This is a genomic window from Streptomyces griseocarneus, from assembly GCF_014655595.1.
GTDB classification, from domain to species: domain Bacteria; phylum Actinomycetota; class Actinomycetes; order Streptomycetales; family Streptomycetaceae; genus Streptomyces; species Streptomyces griseocarneus.
The window spans coordinates 360,595-374,519 of record NZ_BNBL01000002.1; the positions used below are offsets into that span (position 1 = coordinate 360,595).

At 73.4% G+C, this 13,925-nt stretch carries 13 protein-coding genes; 6 read left to right on the forward strand and 7 right to left on the reverse strand.

Going from position 1 to position 13,925, the window contains the following annotated elements; genetic code table 11:
- Positions 1-31: 31 nt before the first annotated feature.
- The gene (locus IE295_RS07490; RefSeq protein WP_190062715.1) at positions 32-628 is read right to left on the reverse strand and encodes a hypothetical protein; all 597 of its coding nucleotides are present in this window, start codon (positions 626-628) and stop codon (positions 32-34) included.
- Positions 625-2,862 carry an MMPL family transporter gene (locus tag IE295_RS07495; protein ID WP_190062716.1) on the reverse strand — a complete coding sequence of 746 codons (2,238 nt, stop codon included), beginning with the start codon at positions 2,860-2,862 and terminating at the stop codon, positions 625-627. Before IE295_RS07495 ends, IE295_RS07490 begins: the two co-directional genes overlap by 4 nt.
- 231 nt (positions 2,863-3,093) lie before the next feature.
- Between IE295_RS07495 and IE295_RS07500 the strand changes: the two genes are divergently transcribed.
- From IE295_RS07500 to IE295_RS07510, 3 genes are all read left to right on the forward strand, one after another.
- Complete coding sequence (locus IE295_RS07500) at positions 3,094-5,418, forward strand: polyprenyl synthetase family protein (protein ID WP_190062717.1); 2,325 nt, start codon at positions 3,094-3,096, stop codon at positions 5,416-5,418.
- Positions 5,419-5,567: 149 nt separating this feature from the next.
- Positions 5,568-6,146, forward strand: coding sequence for a hypothetical protein (locus IE295_RS07505; RefSeq protein ID WP_190062718.1), 579 nt, complete (start codon positions 5,568-5,570; stop codon positions 6,144-6,146).
- Positions 6,147-6,279: 133 nt separating this feature from the next.
- The gene (locus IE295_RS07510) at positions 6,280-6,561 is read left to right on the forward strand and encodes a hypothetical protein (RefSeq protein WP_190062719.1); all 282 of its coding nucleotides are present in this window, start codon (positions 6,280-6,282) and stop codon (positions 6,559-6,561) included.
- An 8-nt stretch (positions 6,562-6,569) separates the two neighbouring features.
- Here the strand turns inward: IE295_RS07510 and IE295_RS07515 are convergent, their stop codons facing one another.
- Positions 6,570-6,755 carry a hypothetical protein gene (locus IE295_RS07515; RefSeq protein WP_190062720.1) on the reverse strand — a complete coding sequence of 62 codons (186 nt, stop codon included), beginning with the start codon at positions 6,753-6,755 and terminating at the stop codon, positions 6,570-6,572.
- A 188-nt stretch (positions 6,756-6,943) separates the two neighbouring features.
- On the opposite strand from IE295_RS07515, the gene IE295_RS07520 reads away from it, so the two are divergent.
- Positions 6,944-7,741, forward strand: a complete 798-nt coding sequence (locus tag IE295_RS07520; RefSeq protein WP_190062721.1) for a VOC family protein — start codon at positions 6,944-6,946, stop codon at positions 7,739-7,741.
- Positions 7,742-7,794: 53 nt separating this feature from the next.
- Here the strand turns inward: IE295_RS07520 and IE295_RS07525 are convergent, their stop codons facing one another.
- Positions 7,795-8,187: a rodlin gene (locus tag IE295_RS07525; RefSeq protein WP_190062722.1), complete on the reverse strand. Its 393-nt coding sequence runs from the start codon at positions 8,185-8,187 to the stop codon at positions 7,795-7,797.
- A gap of 187 nt (positions 8,188-8,374) precedes the next feature.
- Between IE295_RS07525 and IE295_RS34100 the strand changes: the two genes are divergently transcribed.
- Positions 8,375-10,708: an MMPL family transporter gene (locus IE295_RS34100; RefSeq protein WP_190062723.1), complete on the forward strand. Its 2,334-nt coding sequence runs from the start codon at positions 8,375-8,377 to the stop codon at positions 10,706-10,708.
- A gap of 82 nt (positions 10,709-10,790) precedes the next feature.
- Positions 10,791-11,537 (forward strand): lysophospholipid acyltransferase family protein, encoded by a 747-nt coding sequence (locus IE295_RS07535; protein WP_190062724.1) that lies wholly within the window; start codon positions 10,791-10,793, stop codon positions 11,535-11,537.
- Positions 11,538-11,612: 75 nt separating this feature from the next.
- Here the strand turns inward: IE295_RS07535 and lepB are convergent, their stop codons facing one another.
- From lepB to IE295_RS07550, 3 genes are all read right to left on the reverse strand, one after another.
- Positions 11,613-12,458, reverse strand: a complete 846-nt coding sequence (lepB, locus tag IE295_RS07540) for a signal peptidase I (protein WP_190062725.1) — start codon at positions 12,456-12,458, stop codon at positions 11,613-11,615.
- Positions 12,459-12,726: 268 nt separating this feature from the next.
- On the reverse strand, positions 12,727-13,311 hold the full coding sequence (locus IE295_RS07545; RefSeq protein WP_190062726.1) for a hypothetical protein: 585 nt from the start codon (positions 13,309-13,311) through the stop codon (positions 12,727-12,729).
- A gap of 69 nt (positions 13,312-13,380) precedes the next feature.
- Entirely contained in the window at positions 13,381-13,695 is a 315-nt protein-coding gene (locus IE295_RS07550; RefSeq protein ID WP_190062727.1) for a DUF937 domain-containing protein, read from the reverse strand.
- Positions 13,696-13,925 lie beyond the last annotated feature (230 nt).

The following is a 13,925-nucleotide window of genomic DNA, read 5'->3' on the forward strand; positions in this document are numbered from 1 at the left end:
GCCCGCTGCTGACGGCAGATCACCTGAAGGGTCATCTGAAGGAGATGTTGCCCCGTCCCGCGACGGCCCGCAGCCCGCGGATGGCGCAGCCGGTCACGTCGGTGGTGGGCACCGCCCAGCCGCGGACGCGGCGGTGCGCCATCCGTCCCGAGACGACGCCGCCGCTGAGGAAGGCGTCGGCCGGGGTGTAGCCGCTGCCCCGGGCCGCGGGCCTGAGGTGCGAGACGCCGGCCCGGTAGCCGCGCTGGGCCCAGCCGTGGTACCAGGTGATGGTGCCGGAGCCCTCGATCCGGTCGGTCGTCAGGCAGTTGGCCATGGCGGACCCGCTCAGGACCAGCCGCCCGGAGCGTACGCCGTGCTGGCTGCCGTCGGGGGACGTGCAGCGGTCGAGCAGGAGGGTTCCCGTCGCGGAGACCTGGCGCATGCGGCCCGTCACGGCGGGGCGGAAGACCACGGGCTCGCCCGGCGCGGTCTGCAGGGCGCAGCTGAGGGCGGCCGCCGCGCCCCGCGCGGGCACGGCGGTGGCGGGCGGCGCCGTGGGACAGGCCGCCGTGGTGAGGGCGCCGAGCAGCAGGGCGACGGCGGCCCCGCGGACGGCCGCGGTGCGGGAGCCTCGGGTGATGGTCATGTCCGGATCTTCTTCCTCACGGTCTGTTTCTGCTGGGCCGGCACGGCGCCGGCCGGCGCCGACGGCAGGAAGGCGGTGTGCAGCCCCAGGCGGCGGTGGAGCCGCGGCAGCGGCGCGGGCGCCCACCAGTTGGCCCGGCCGGCCAGCCGCATGAAGGCGGGGACGAGGACGCCGCGCACGACGGTGGCGTCCATGAGAACGGCGAGCGCGATGCCGCACCCGAACATCTTCAGCAGGACCACGTGCGAGGTCAGCAGGGGCAGCACGGCGATGGCGACGAGGACCGACGCCGTGGTGATCACGCGTCCGGTCCGGGCGATGCCGCCGACCACGGCGTCCCGGCAGCCGGCACCGGCGCGGTACTCCTCCTGGATGCGGGCGATGAGGAACAGCTCGTAGTCCACGGAGAGCCCGAAGGCGAAGCAGAACATCACCACCGGCATGGACGTCTCCAGCTCGCCGGTCACCGTGAACGGCCCGAGGAGCCACCGCAGATGGCCCTCCTGGAAGACGTACACCATCGCCCCGAAACTGGCGCTCAGGCTCAGCGCGGCCAGCGCGACCGCCTTGAGCGGGACGATCAGGGAGCCGGTGAACAGGAAGAGCAGGACCAGCACACAGCCGATCAGCAGCGCGCCGATGAACGGCAGCGAGTGCGCCAGCGCCGATTTGGTGTCCAGCACGCGCGCCGGGGAGCCGGTGACCAGATGCGGGCCCGGGGCGGGCAGCGCGCGCAGCGTCCGTACCAGCGCGGGGTCCTGTGAAGGAGGCCCCGTGCCGGTGACGGCCAGCCAGGTGCCGCCGTCGGTGATCTGCAGCAGCGATCCGGGCGTGGGGCCGGCGACCTCGCGCCCGTGCGCATAGGCGCCCAGGCCCGTCACCACGCGGGAGACGTCGGGGCGTGCGGAGAGCCGGAGGGCGTAGTCGGTCACCTCCGCCTCCTGCTCGACGGCGTCGGTGGCGGGCAGCAGCACCGTGACGGCCCGGTCCCACGGGAGCGCGAAGTCGCGCCCGATGCCCGCGGCGACCGCATGCGATTCCAGTTCGGGAGGCAGCACGCGGTAGTCGGTGACGCCGAAGCGGACGTGCGTGAACGGCAGCGCCGACGCGGCGAGCAGCAGCACGCAGCAGCCGCCGGTCAGCAGTGGCCGCGCCGTGGCGACGCGGGCGACGCGCCGCCACAGCGCACTCTCGGCGGACCTTTCCCGGCGCCACCGGGCGAACGGGTCACCGCGGTCGATCCACCGGCCGAGGAGCATCAGCAGCGCGGGCAGCAGCAGCGCGGTGACGAGCCCCGAGCACAGCACGACCGCGATGCCCGCGCAGGCCAGGGAGCGCAGGAACGGCACGGGGAACAGCAGCATCGGCGTCAGGCAGAGGGCGATCGTGCCGCTGGAGAAGAAGACGGTGCGGCCCGCGGTGCGCATGGTGCGCAGGGTGGCCTCGCGGGCGTCGCCGCCCGTCGCGGCGAGCTCCTGGCGGTAGCGGCTGACGAGGAAGAGGCCGTAGTCGACGGCCACTCCGAAGCCGAGGGCCGTCACGAGGTTCGTGGCCAGCGCGGACACCGGCATCGCGGTGGCGAGCGCGCAGAGCAGGGGATAGGCGCCCAGCACCGCGAACAGCCCCGTCAGCACGGGCAGCAGGGCCGCGACCGGGGAGCCGAAGGCCAGCAGCAGCGCCAGCGCGGTCAGCGGTACGCCCACCATCTCCGCCCGCAGCAGCTCGTGCCGGCTGACGGCGGTGGCCTGGGCGGAGACGTAGGCGGTGCCGGTGGCCGAGACGCGCAGCGGCCCGTGGCGGCCGGTGAAGCGCGGCACCAGGTGCTCGGCGGCCCGCGCCGTGGCGGCGTCGTCCCCGGCCAGGTCGACCACGAGCAGCGCGGCGCGCCGGTCCGCGCCGAGCAGCTCGGCGGCGCCGGTGTTCCAGTAGGAGTAGACCCGCTCGACGCCCGGCTGCCGGGCGAGGGCGGCGGTCAGGCCGAGGCCGGCGCGGGTGACCGCCTCGTCCGTGACGGGGGAGCGGGCGTCCGCCCGCAGCACCAGGTCCGGCAGGCCCGCGTGGAACCGCTCGGCCAGTACGGCGTCGGCCCGCGCGGCCTCCGTGCCGGTGGCCAGATAGCCGCCGCCGCTGAACTGCGGGCGCGCCCCCATGAGCCACAGCCCCAGGACCGCGGCGAGCAGCGCCGCCCCGGTCAGCACCCGCCAGGGACGGGAGATCACCCACCGCGTCACCATGCTCGTCCACCGTTCCCGTCCACGTCGGGGGTCGTGTCCCGGGTATACGGGGGCCGCCGGGCGCGCCCGCGGGCGGCGCGCTGCGTCCTCACCTGGATGGCCGGTCGACGGGGCGTCAATCATCGGACGGTGACCCATCGATCGGGTGATCGCGCGTGACCGTGTTGACGTTCGTGCGGTTACGTGACGGTACGCGTTCCGTACCGCAGGAACCTCCTCCTTGGGACACCCGTGAACCAGCACATCGCACAGGATCCGCCCCACCCGGACAGCGCCGTGGAGAGGTGGTGCGTCAACGCCCGCGTACGGACGGCCGAAGGGAACGAACACGGCCTGTCCGTCCTGTTCCTCTGCCACCGCCCGGATCCCGGCGGCACGCCGGCCCCGCCGTCCGCCCACACCCTGATCTGGTCGCACACCGACCACACCACGGGTTCCCACACCTTCGAGTCCTGGCTGGACGACGCCGCCTTCGCCCGCGCCCGTTCGGCGTTCGAGGACGGCGGGTCCTGGGACCCCCACGTCCGCCGGGCCGTCCTGGACGCCCTGGCCGACGGCCGCCCCCTGCTCCCGGACCGGCTGCTGCCGGCGCCCGTACGCATCGCCGCACACCGGCTGGACCTGGACTTCGGGGGCGTCGCCACCCTGCGGCGGAACCCCGACGGCTCGTACGGGCTCACGGTGACCGGCCGGGACGAGGCCTTCGCGCTGACCGTCCGGCCCCGCAGGGCCCCGGTGCCGCTGAGCGCCGGCGAGGGCCCCGGCGGCTTCCACTCCTCCTGCCTGCCCCGCATGGCCGCCCGCGGCACCCTGACCGCACCCGGCCGCGCTCCCGCGCCCGTCACCGGCGAGGCGTGGCTGGAGCGTTCCCACGGCGGTGCGCCGGGCCGCGCGCCCGGCCCGGACGGCGGGCCCGGCGCCCGGCTCTGGGCGCAGGTGCGGCTCGACAACGGCTGGGACGCCACCGTCCTGCGCACCAGCCTCGTCGAGGAGACGGCGGAGGCACCGCCGCCGGACCCCGCCGGACCGGACCGGCCGATGACCACCCACACCACGACGGCACAGCACACGGTCTGCGCCCTGGCCGGCCCCGACGGCCCCGCCCGTCCCGTGACGGCCGAGCTGCGCACGTTCCGGCACTGGGACTCCTCACTCACCCTCAACTCCTATCCCGTCGGCACCCGGCTGCGGATCCCCGAGGCCGGCCTGGACGTGCGCCTGACCGCCTCGCCGCGCGAGCAGGAGGTCCTGTCGATGGCCGTGGGGCGCGCCTTCTGGCAGGGCGGGTGCGAGGTCGAGGGCACCATGGGCGGCCGGCCCGTGCGCGGGCACGCCCGCGTGGAGTTCGTCCCGCCCAACGCCATCGTCGACCTCGAGGACTTCATGCGCCGCGTCGGCCGCCTCACCCGCGCGGAAGTGCGCCGCTACTACCCCGACGCCGCGGACCCCACCGTGCTGCGCGGCCTGGCCGGCCTCGAGGGCCACGCGCCGCTCGACGACGCCTCGGCCGCCGAGGTGCACGCCCAACTCGTCCTGCCCGTACGGCACCTGGCCGACCTGGGCGGAAAGACCTGGCGCTCGTTCGCGTCGGCCTGCGTCATGGCCCTCTTCTGCCGCCACGCCGACCGCTACCGCCCCCTGATGGCCGTCACCGAGCTGCTGCACGCCGGATCCCTGATCGTCGACGACGTGGAGGACGACTCCCCGCTGCGGCGCGGCGGCCCCACCGTCCACGAGGTCTTCGGCGTGCCGACCGCCATCAACGCGGGCACGGCGGCCTACTTCGTGTTCGACCGGGTCGGGGACGACGTCCTGCCCGAGGACCCCGTGCTGCGCCTGCGCGTGCACCGGGCCTTCCTGCGCGCCCTGCGGGCCGGCCACGCCGGGCAGGCGCTCGACATCGCCGGGCACGACCGGGCCATGGACGCCGCCGTGGCCACCGGCGACGCCTCGGCGCTGCTGGAGCGGCTGCACTCCACCCACCGGCTGAAGTCCGGCCTGCCGGTGCGGATGTTCGCCGAGGCCAGCGCCCTGTTGACGGGCGCGGGGGAGGAGCAGATCGCCGCCATCGGCGCGTACTTCGAGGCCGTCGGGGTCGCCTACCAGATCAGCGACGACGTCGCGGACCTGCGCGGCATCGGCACCATCAGGCACCAGGGGCGCCGCCGCCAGGCCAAGCGCGTGGCGGAGGACCTGCTGAACGGCAAGGTCACCGTGCCGCTGGCGCACGCCGTGCCGCTGCTGTCGCCCGAGCGCCGGCGCGCCGTGTGGGCCGCCGTGCGCGGCGGCCGGGCCACCCCGGCCGTCGCGGCGGCCGTGGCCGCCGTGCTCACCGAGTGCGGCGCGGTGGACGCCGCCCGCGCCCACGCCGTGCGGCTGCTCGACGAGGCGTGGCCCGCCGTGGACGCCGTGCTGCCGCCGACGATGCCCAAGGCGCTCCTGCGCGGCCTGGGGCGGTACGCCGCCCAGCGGGAGGACGACGTGCCCGAGGTCGTCGCGGCCGCCCAGCCGCCGGCCCCCCGCAGGCCGCTGCGGCTGACCGGCGACCGGGTTTGACATTGGGCCGCGCACGCTCTTAGGTAAGCCTCGCCTAAAAACGTGGAGGTTGCCGTGAGTTCCATATCGCCCATACCCGGATGTTCAGCAGTGAACTCCCCGGAGAGCCTCCGTGCTGCCCGCCTCGCGCGCGACCCGGGGGCCAGACCATGACGCTTCTCGCCCCGCACGCTCCCGCCCCCGCTCCCGCCGGCCCGGCGCCGGCCGGACCCGAGCGCCTGATCCCCCGTGGCGTCGTCCACCTGCTCGCGGCCGGCGCCGCCTGCGCGGTGTGGGCGGCGGCCGTATGGACCGCGCCGCACGTGCACGCCGACCCCCTGCTCCACCGGGTGGCGCTCTTCGCCCACCTCGCCTGCCTGCTCGTCGGCTTCGGCGCGGTGCTGACCGTCGACTGGATCGGGGCGCTGTGGCTCATGGGCCGGCGCACCCTCGGCGACGTCCTGTCCACCGCCGGCGCCGTGCACCTGCCGATATGGGGCGGCCTGGTGGGCCTGACCGCCAGCGGCGTCTTCCTCCACCCGGACACCGGCTCCACCCTGACCCAGGTCAAGCTCGCCCTGGTCCTCCTGGTCGCCCTCAACGGCGTCCACGCCATGGCCCTCCACCGGCGCCTCCTCGACCACCGCGCCTCGCGCCCGCTGCTCGCCCGCTGCGCCGCGAGCGTGCTCCTCTCCCAGGCCGGCTGGTGGGGCGCGACCGGCATCGGCTTCCTCAACAGCAGCGCCTGACGAGCCCTCGCGCCGCCTGCCGCGCCGTCCGTCGCGCTGCTTCAAGAACCTTCTGACCTGGGCCGATTGTCAGTGCCCCGCAGTAAAATCGAAGAGTCGAGGAAGAGCGCACGACCACGTCAGGAGGATGCCGATGGCTGTCGCCGCAACGTCCCTTACCGAGCTGCCGAGCCTTGCGACCCTGCCCAGGAAGCGGCTGCCCGCCGGGCGTCCGCGCGAGTGGTACGAATCGCACAACCGCCGGCTGAAGGCCATGCGCCTGGCCATCGCGCTGCTCCACTCCGGCGTCTACCGCCCGAGGACGGCGAGCAACCGCAGGATACGGAGGGTGGCGACCGAGATCGGGGTGCACCGGCCCTCCGACGTCACCTGCCGGATGGTGCGCACCCTCATCCGCGACGACAGCGGCCGCTGACGCGCGGCCTAGTCGCCGGAACGCCGGTCCTTCGTCTCCGCGCCGGGGGCGAGGGGCCGGCCCGAGCGGCCGTGCGGCGCACGGGCCGCCGGGATGCCGGGAGCGCGGCAGCCCTTGCCCGTGGCGGCGGCCGGACCGCCCAGCAAACCGAGTACGGCGGCGGTTCCGAGGGTCATGACGGCGGTACGGCGCATGAAGGACCTCTTATCCGGTCATCGGTTTTGACGTATCAGTGCCTGCCCTCACCCTCGGTCGCACAAGCCCCATGTCGCCCGTACGGGTCAAGGGGAATCGTCGCCTCGGTCGTGCGTACGCCTCGGAAGGTGATCGTCCGGTTAGCGTGAAAGCCGGATCATCCATCGAACGGGAAGGGGCCGCCGTCATGGCCGCACCACCGGAAGGCGTGCCGTGCTGGGCCGACGCGATGTTCGCCGACCTCGAGAGCGCGAAGAAGTTCTACGGCGACGTGCTGGGGTGGACGTTCGGTGAGAGCGCGTCGGAGTACGGCAATTACACCCAGGCCTACTCGGACGGCAAGGCCGTCGCGGCCGTCGTCCCCCCGATGCCGGGGCAGGAGGGCCAGTCCGCCTGGTGCCTGTACTTCTCCTCACCGGACGCCGGCGCCACGGCGGAGAAGATCCGGGCCAACGGCGGCACCGTGCTGATGGAGCCGATGAAGGTGGGCGACTTCGGCTCCATGGTGCTCGCACAGGACCCGGGCGGGGTGGCCTTCGGCGTGTGGCAGGCGGGCACCCACGAGGGCTTCGAGAAGCGCGGCACGCCGGGCGCCTACTGCTGGGCCGAGGTCTTCACGCGCGAGCCGGGGAAGGCCGACGCCTTCTTCCCCGCCGTCTTCCCGTACACGGTGAAGCGGATGGAGGACGAGGCGGTCGACTTCAAGGTCTTCAGCGTGGGGGACGAGATCGTCCTGGGCCGGATGCGGATGACGGACGACTTCCCGCCCGAGGTCCCGCCCTACATCAACGTGTTCTTCGCCGTCGGGGACTGCGACGCGACCGTGGCCAAGGCGGTCGAGCACGGCGGACAGCTGCACTTCGGGCCGGTGGACAGCCCCTTCGGCCGGTTCGCGGCGCTGAGCGACCCGCAGGGCGCGGCCTTCGCCGTGATCGACACGGGAACGACGAAGGGCGAGATGCCCCGGCTGACCACGGAGTCCTAGACGCCGCCGGGCGCTCCCGCCGCCCCGGGCGGGGGCGGCGGGAGCGCCGGTGCTCAGCCGTTGGCGGAGCCGTTGCCCGAGACCACGGCGATCTCGTCGACGAGGTGCGAGAGCGGGTCGTCGCCGTCGTTGATGGTGGAGTTATCGGTGCACTGCTGTTGCTGCTGCGACGTGAGGACCGGAATGTCCTGGAGGTTGACACCGCCCAGGAGGATGGCCTGCAGATTCAGCTTCCCCAAGCCGAGGCACAGCTTGTCGAGCGAGCCCTGCACGGCGGTCATCTGCGGGCTCTCATGGCCGCCGGTGACGGTCTTTCCGTGTTCGGTCACCGAGTCGTTGCCATTGGCGGTGTTCCTGCTGTCGTTGACGCTCGCCACGGCGGGGCAGGCGGCGAAACCGACGGCCGAGGCCGAGAGCACGGCCGTGGCGAGAACTTTCTTGAGCACGTCTGTGTCCTTCGGATCAATAAGAGCTGCCCGGTCGAGGGAAGTCCACCGGAGTAACTCCGTTCTCCCGCCGAGGTTTCGAACGCTCACTCATTCGCTCCACGTTTCCTGCTTGGATTTCCATCGGTACGCCTTTTAATAGGACGAGATAACCCGCCATGTGACGCGGCGAAGGGCGCGATGTGTGATGCTCCTCCACCAGCCCCGCCGCCCGCCCTGGACGCGTACGGCCTACGGAACCCGACGGCGAGCCGCCGTCCTGCTCGTCCTGCTGGGCCTGGTGGCCCTCGCGGCCGCCGTGGCCGGCCACGGCGTGGGAAAACGGCTCGCCCCCGGCGGCTGGACGCCGGCCACCGCGCAGTCCACCCGGGCCGACGCCTTCCTGGCCGCCCGCTTCGGCGCGGGCCAGCCCCACCTGATGCTGCTCGCCGCCTCCAAGGAGCCGGTCGACTCGCCCGGGGCCGCACGCGCGGGCCGCGCGCTGACCGAGCGCCTCGCCGCCGACCCCCGCATCGCCTGGGTGCACGGCTACTGGCCGCGGGGAACGCCCGAACTGCGCGGCCGTGACGGGCACACCGCCGTCGTCGCCGTGCGCTTCAAGGGCGACGAACGGGCCGTCCTGGCCGCCGGGCGGGCCGTCGCCGAGAGCGAGACCGGCCACGCCGGACCGCTGCGGGTCTCCGTCGCCGGCGAGGCCGCGCTGTTCTCCGAGATGGAACGCCTGAGCACCAAGGGCGCGCTGATCGCCGAGGTCATCGTCGCGCCGGTGGTCCTGCTGATCCTGCTGTGGGTCTTCGGCAGCCTGGTGGCCGCCCTCCTGCCCGTGGCCGTCGGCGCGTTCGCCGTCCTCACCACCACCGCGCTGCTGCGCGCGCTGAGCGAGGTGATGACGGTCTCGGTGTTCGTCCTGAACATCGCCACCGCCCTCGGGTTCGGGCTGGCCGTCGACTACTGCCTGCTGCTCATCAGCCGCTGCCGCGAGGAGCTCGCCGAGGGCGCCTCACCGTTCAGGGCCGTCGAGCGCGCCGTGCGCACCGCGGGGCGGGCCGTGCTCTTCTCCGCGACCACCATCGCGGCGGTCCTGGGCACCCTGATGGTCTTCCCGCTGACCCTGACCCGTTCCCTCGCCGTCGGCGGCGCGGCCGTCGCCCTGTGCTCGGCGGCGGGGGCGCTGCTGGTGCTGCCCGCACTGCTGGTGCTGCTGGGGGAGAAGGTCAACGCCTGGGACGTCTTCGCCCGCTGGCGCACCGGTCCCGGACGGCCGGTCGCCGAAGGGCGCTGGTACCGGCTGGCCATGTGGGTGACCCGGCGGCCGGTCATCGTCACCCTCGGCACCCTGCTGCTGCTCGGACTGCTGGCCGCCCCCGGCGCCGGCGCGCGGTTCGGCATGTACGACGACCGCGTCCTGCCGTCCTCCTCACCCGTGGCCCAGGCCTCCCAGCGGCTGCGCCAGGACTTCGCCGGCGGAAGCGGCACCGCGGCCACCGTCGTCCTCCCGAACCTCCAGGTCCCGCCCGCGGGCGGCGCTCCCGCGAACAGCGCCACGGGGGACACCGCGCCGGGCGGCACCGCGTCCGGGGACACCGCCCCCACCGCCCCCACCGGCGACGATGCGGCCGCCACCCCACCCACCCCGGCCGCACGCGCGGGCGCCGCCGCCACGACCCGGGTGCACGCCTACGCCGCCCGGCTGTCCGGCCTGCCCGGCGTGCGCCAGGTGAGGACCGCCACCGGCGTCTACCGCGACGGCCGGCGCACCGCCGCCGCCGGCCCCTGGGCCGCCGGCTTCAGCGGGCCGGCCGGCACCTGGCTCGACGTCACCCCCACCACCGACACCCCGCTCTCCCCCGACGGCCGTCTGCTGACCGAGCGGCTGCGCGAGGAACCCGCCCCCGCCCGGGCGCTGGTGGGCGGCCCCGGGGCCCGGCTGACCGACACCGAGCAGGCCCTCACCGGCCCGCTGCCGCTGGCCATGCTGCTCACCGTGGCCGCCACGCTCGTCCTGCTGTTCCTCTACACGCGCAGCCTGCTCGTCCCCGTCAAGGCGGTGCTGCTCAACGGCCTGAGCCTGGCCGCGACGTTCGGCATCATCGTCGCCGTCTTCCAGCAGGGCCGACTGGAGTCCCTGCTCGGCCACATGAACGGCCCGGCCACCACCGACGTGATCATTCCGGCGGTGATGTTCTGTACGGCCTTCGGCCTGTCCATGGACTACGAGGTCTTCCTGCTCTCCCGCATCCTCGAGGAACACCGCCGGGGCACGCCCACCGGACATGCCGTCGCCGTCGGCCTGCAGCGCACCGGGCGGCTGTTCACCTCAGCCGCGCTGATCTTCGCCGTGGTCATGGCCTCGCTGGCGGCCTGCGACCTGATCATGCTTCAGTTCATCGGCTTCGGCCTGGCCGTGGCCGTCGTCATCGACTGCACCCTGGTGCGCGCCCTGCTCGTGCCCGCGATCATGTCGCTGGCCGGAAAGGCCAATTGGTGGCCCGCCACGCGGTCGCGGAGAGTGGCCGAATAGACACTCTCCCCATGATCCCGCCCTCCGGCTAGCGTGCGTCGGCGCGGGGGTCAGGTCGCTCGGACAAGGGGCTTCTCGAACAATGTTCTATTACCTCTTCAAGAACATCGTGCTGATACCACTGTTGCGGTGGGTCTTCCGGCCGAAGGTCGAGGGCATGGAGCACCTTCCGGCGTCCGGCGCCGCCATCATCGCGGGGAACCACCTGTCGTTCTCCGACCACTTCATGATGCCGGTGATGGTCAAGCGCCGGATCACCTTCCTCGCCAAGATGGAGTACTTCACCGGCACGGGCCTCAAGGGCCGGCTCACGGCGGCGTTCTTCCGGGGCATCGGCGGCATCCCGGTGGACCGCTCGGGCAAGGAGGCGGCGCAGGCGGCGGTCGACACGGCGCTGGGCGTGCTGGAGCGGGGCGAGTTGCTCGGCATCTACCCCGAGGGGACGCGCTCGCACGACGGACGGCTGTACAAGGGCAAGGTCGGCGTCGCCGCCATGGCGCTCAAGTCGGGGGCCCCGGTCATCCCCTGCGCCATGATCGGCACCTTCGAGGCGCAGCCGACCGGGCGGCGGCTGCCGCGCCTGGTGCCCATCACCATCCGCTTCGGCGAGCCGCTCGACTTCTCCCGCTACGCGGGGATGGAGGACCAGCGCGCGGTGCTGCGCGCGGTCACCGACGAGATCATGTACGCGATCCTCAAGCTCTCGCGGCAGGAGTACGTCGACACCTACGCCACCGAGGCCCGGGCGGCCCTGCGCCTGGCGCCCCCGCCCGCCGGTCATGACGTCGCCGCACCGGTGCGGTCGCCCGGCCGGTCCGCCGCGGCCTGACCGTACGTCACCGGGCTTCCCCGTCCCGGGGGGGNNNNGGTCGCGCCGTCGGCGCGACCGGGACGACGGGGGAACCTACCGGCGGCGCCGGCGCCAGAGCACCACGGGCACGGCCGCGGTGAGCGCCAGCGCCCCCGGGGCCACGCCCGCCGCGGCGCTCAGGCCCCGCTGGTCGAAGGTGTCCGGAACGGGCAGCGTGTCCCACCGGTTCAGCGGCCAGGCGATCACCACGGCACGGCCGATGACGTGGTTGACGGGCACGAAGCCCTGGCCCGGGCCCTCCTGGTGGTAGCGGGAGTCCGCCGAGTCCTGCCGGTGGTCGCCCATCACCCAGATCTTGCCCTTGGGCACGGTCACCTTGAACTGACCGCCCTTGTCGTCAGTGCTGCAGGGGGTGTTCCCGGCGAAGACGTAGGGCTCGTTCAGCGCCTTGCCGTTGACCTTCAGCGGGCCCGTGCCCGAGCACTCCACCGTGTCACCGGCGACCCCGACGACCCGCTTGATCAGGTCCTTCTCGTCGGCGGACGGCATGAGCCCGACGAAGCTGAGGGCCTTCTGCAGGGCGTTCGGCTCGGCCGTCGGCTCGCCCTCCAGCCAGTTGTCCGGGTCGCGGAAGACGACGACCTCGCCGCGCTCGGGCTCGGAGCCGAACCACGGCGTCAGCTTGTCGACCAGGACGCGGTCGCCTATCTGCAGCGTGTTCTGCATCGAGTTCGACGGGATGGAGAACGCCTGCACGAGAAAGGTCTTGATGAGCAGCGCCAGCACCAGGGCGATGACGATGAGGAAGGGGAACTCCTTCCAGAAGGAGCGCTGGTTCCCCGCCTGCCGTCCGCCTCGTGTGCCGCCCGTCGGATCCCCGTCGTCCGGCGGGCTGCCGCCCGCATCGACGGGATCGTCGGTCTGTGCTGGATTCCCCACGTGTTACTCCTCAGTCTGTGCTGCGGCCCACCCCCGTCCGCGGCGCGGGCCCACCACTTGGTCAACGATCGGGAGTTCCGGGCCGCACGGGCCGGCCGTCGGCCGGCCCGGGGAAATTGTCGCCGATGCGGGTGCGCCCGCGATCATCGGGGGCTCCGTGGCGGCACCGAACGACCGTACGGCCCCCAGGGGTCACCTCGAGATTCCGCCAGTTCGAGGAAGGGGCCCGTGCGCAACGTCCACTGACCCTCCGTACGACCCGCACCCCTCAGCCGGTGACGCTCTCCCACAGGATCCCGGCGATCGCGGCGACGATGAGGAACGCCGCCACGCCACCACAGCCGTTGAGGAGCAGGAGGCGGACGAGCCCCGCCTCCTGCCCCCGTGCGGCGCGTCGTGCGGAGAGCCGGGCCATCGACCCCGCCGGCACGATGGCCACCGCGATCGCCAGCCACCACCAGGCGTAGACCGAGGGCGCGCCGACGTGCCCGCCCAGCCCCGCCGCCAGCCCCGTCCCGCCCACCACCACGGTCGACGTCACGGCGGCCGCGGCCGGCGTCCACCACCAGTCGTCGCCGCCCCACCGGCTGCCCGCCCGGTGGGCGAGGGTGGCGGAGGGCATGACGAGGGCGACGGTGAGGATCAGGCACGCCACGGTCAGGAACCCCAGCCAGACCGGCATGGCGAGGATGGCCATGGCGGGGCTGTCGAGGTCCTCGTCGGGGTCGGGGTGGGTCATGCCCCATACGACCAGGACGGCGATCGCCAGGCACATCTCGACGAGCAGTGCCGCCGTCGAGGCGGCGATCGCCGCCCCTGTCCATACCTTGCGACCTGCGATTTCCTTGTTCATACCCCCATGATCCGCTGCTCTTCGGGCGGCCGGTCACGGGGGTCCGTTCTTCGCCGTCCGGTGCCGGGATCAGCCCTTCCGGCGCTTGGCGAGGGTCGTCACGATCACGGGCAGCAGCAGCTCGAGGGCCCGGCCGACGGTCGCTACGGGGATCCCGGTCTGCCGGGCGACGGACTCGGCGACCGGAGTGGAGATCCGCGCCAGCACCCCGGACATCAGCCCGCCGCCGGACCGGTCGCCGAAGTCGGCGGGGAGGGCGGAGACGGTGGCCGCCACGACCCGTCTCGCCCCGTCGGGGTCGGTGCCGAGCTCTCCGGCGAGTTCCTGGATCCGGTCCTCGCCCAGCTCCTCGAGGACGTCATCGCGCAGCGCGTCATCTCCCATGCGGACGACATTACGCGGAGGCGACCGCCGGAGTACGGAACGTAGCGCGGCGCACCGGCCGGTCGCATTGAACAAATGTTTCTTTCTTCGTGCAACCGTACAAGCGTGTCGATCATCTCTAGGAGTGTGGTGGGGGGTGCCGTCGCCCGTGGAGGAGACGGCAAAGGCAGGCCCGCCGCGTCACTTTCGTCGCTGTAGAGAAAGGTCGACTCACGTGCACGTCGGAACGG

Bases quoted from the DNA above. Each gene is read 5' to 3' on its own strand.
- IE295_RS07490 (WP_190062715.1), bottom strand. From the start codon at position 628: ATGACCATCACCCGAGGCTCCCGCACCGCGGCCGTCCGCGGGGCCGCC.
- IE295_RS07495 (WP_190062716.1), bottom strand. From the start codon at position 2,862: ATGGTGACGCGGTGGGTGATCTCCCGTCCCTGGCGGGTGCTGACCGGG.
- IE295_RS07505 (WP_190062718.1), top strand. From the start codon at position 5,568: ATGACGCTTCTCGCCCCGCACGCTCCCGCCCCCGCTCCCGCCGGCCCG.
- IE295_RS07510 (WP_190062719.1), top strand. From the start codon at position 6,280: ATGGCTGTCGCCGCAACGTCCCTTACCGAGCTGCCGAGCCTTGCGACC.
- IE295_RS07515 (WP_190062720.1), bottom strand. From the start codon at position 6,755: ATGCGCCGTACCGCCGTCATGACCCTCGGAACCGCCGCCGTACTCGGT.
- IE295_RS07520 (WP_190062721.1), top strand. From the start codon at position 6,944: ATGGCCGCACCACCGGAAGGCGTGCCGTGCTGGGCCGACGCGATGTTC.
- IE295_RS34100 (WP_190062723.1), top strand. From the start codon at position 8,375: ATGCTCCTCCACCAGCCCCGCCGCCCGCCCTGGACGCGTACGGCCTAC.
- IE295_RS07535 (WP_190062724.1), top strand. From the start codon at position 10,791: ATGTTCTATTACCTCTTCAAGAACATCGTGCTGATACCACTGTTGCGG.
- IE295_RS07545 (WP_190062726.1), bottom strand. From the start codon at position 13,311: ATGAACAAGGAAATCGCAGGTCGCAAGGTATGGACAGGGGCGGCGATC.
- IE295_RS07550 (WP_190062727.1), bottom strand. From the start codon at position 13,695: ATGGGAGATGACGCGCTGCGCGATGACGTCCTCGAGGAGCTGGGCGAG.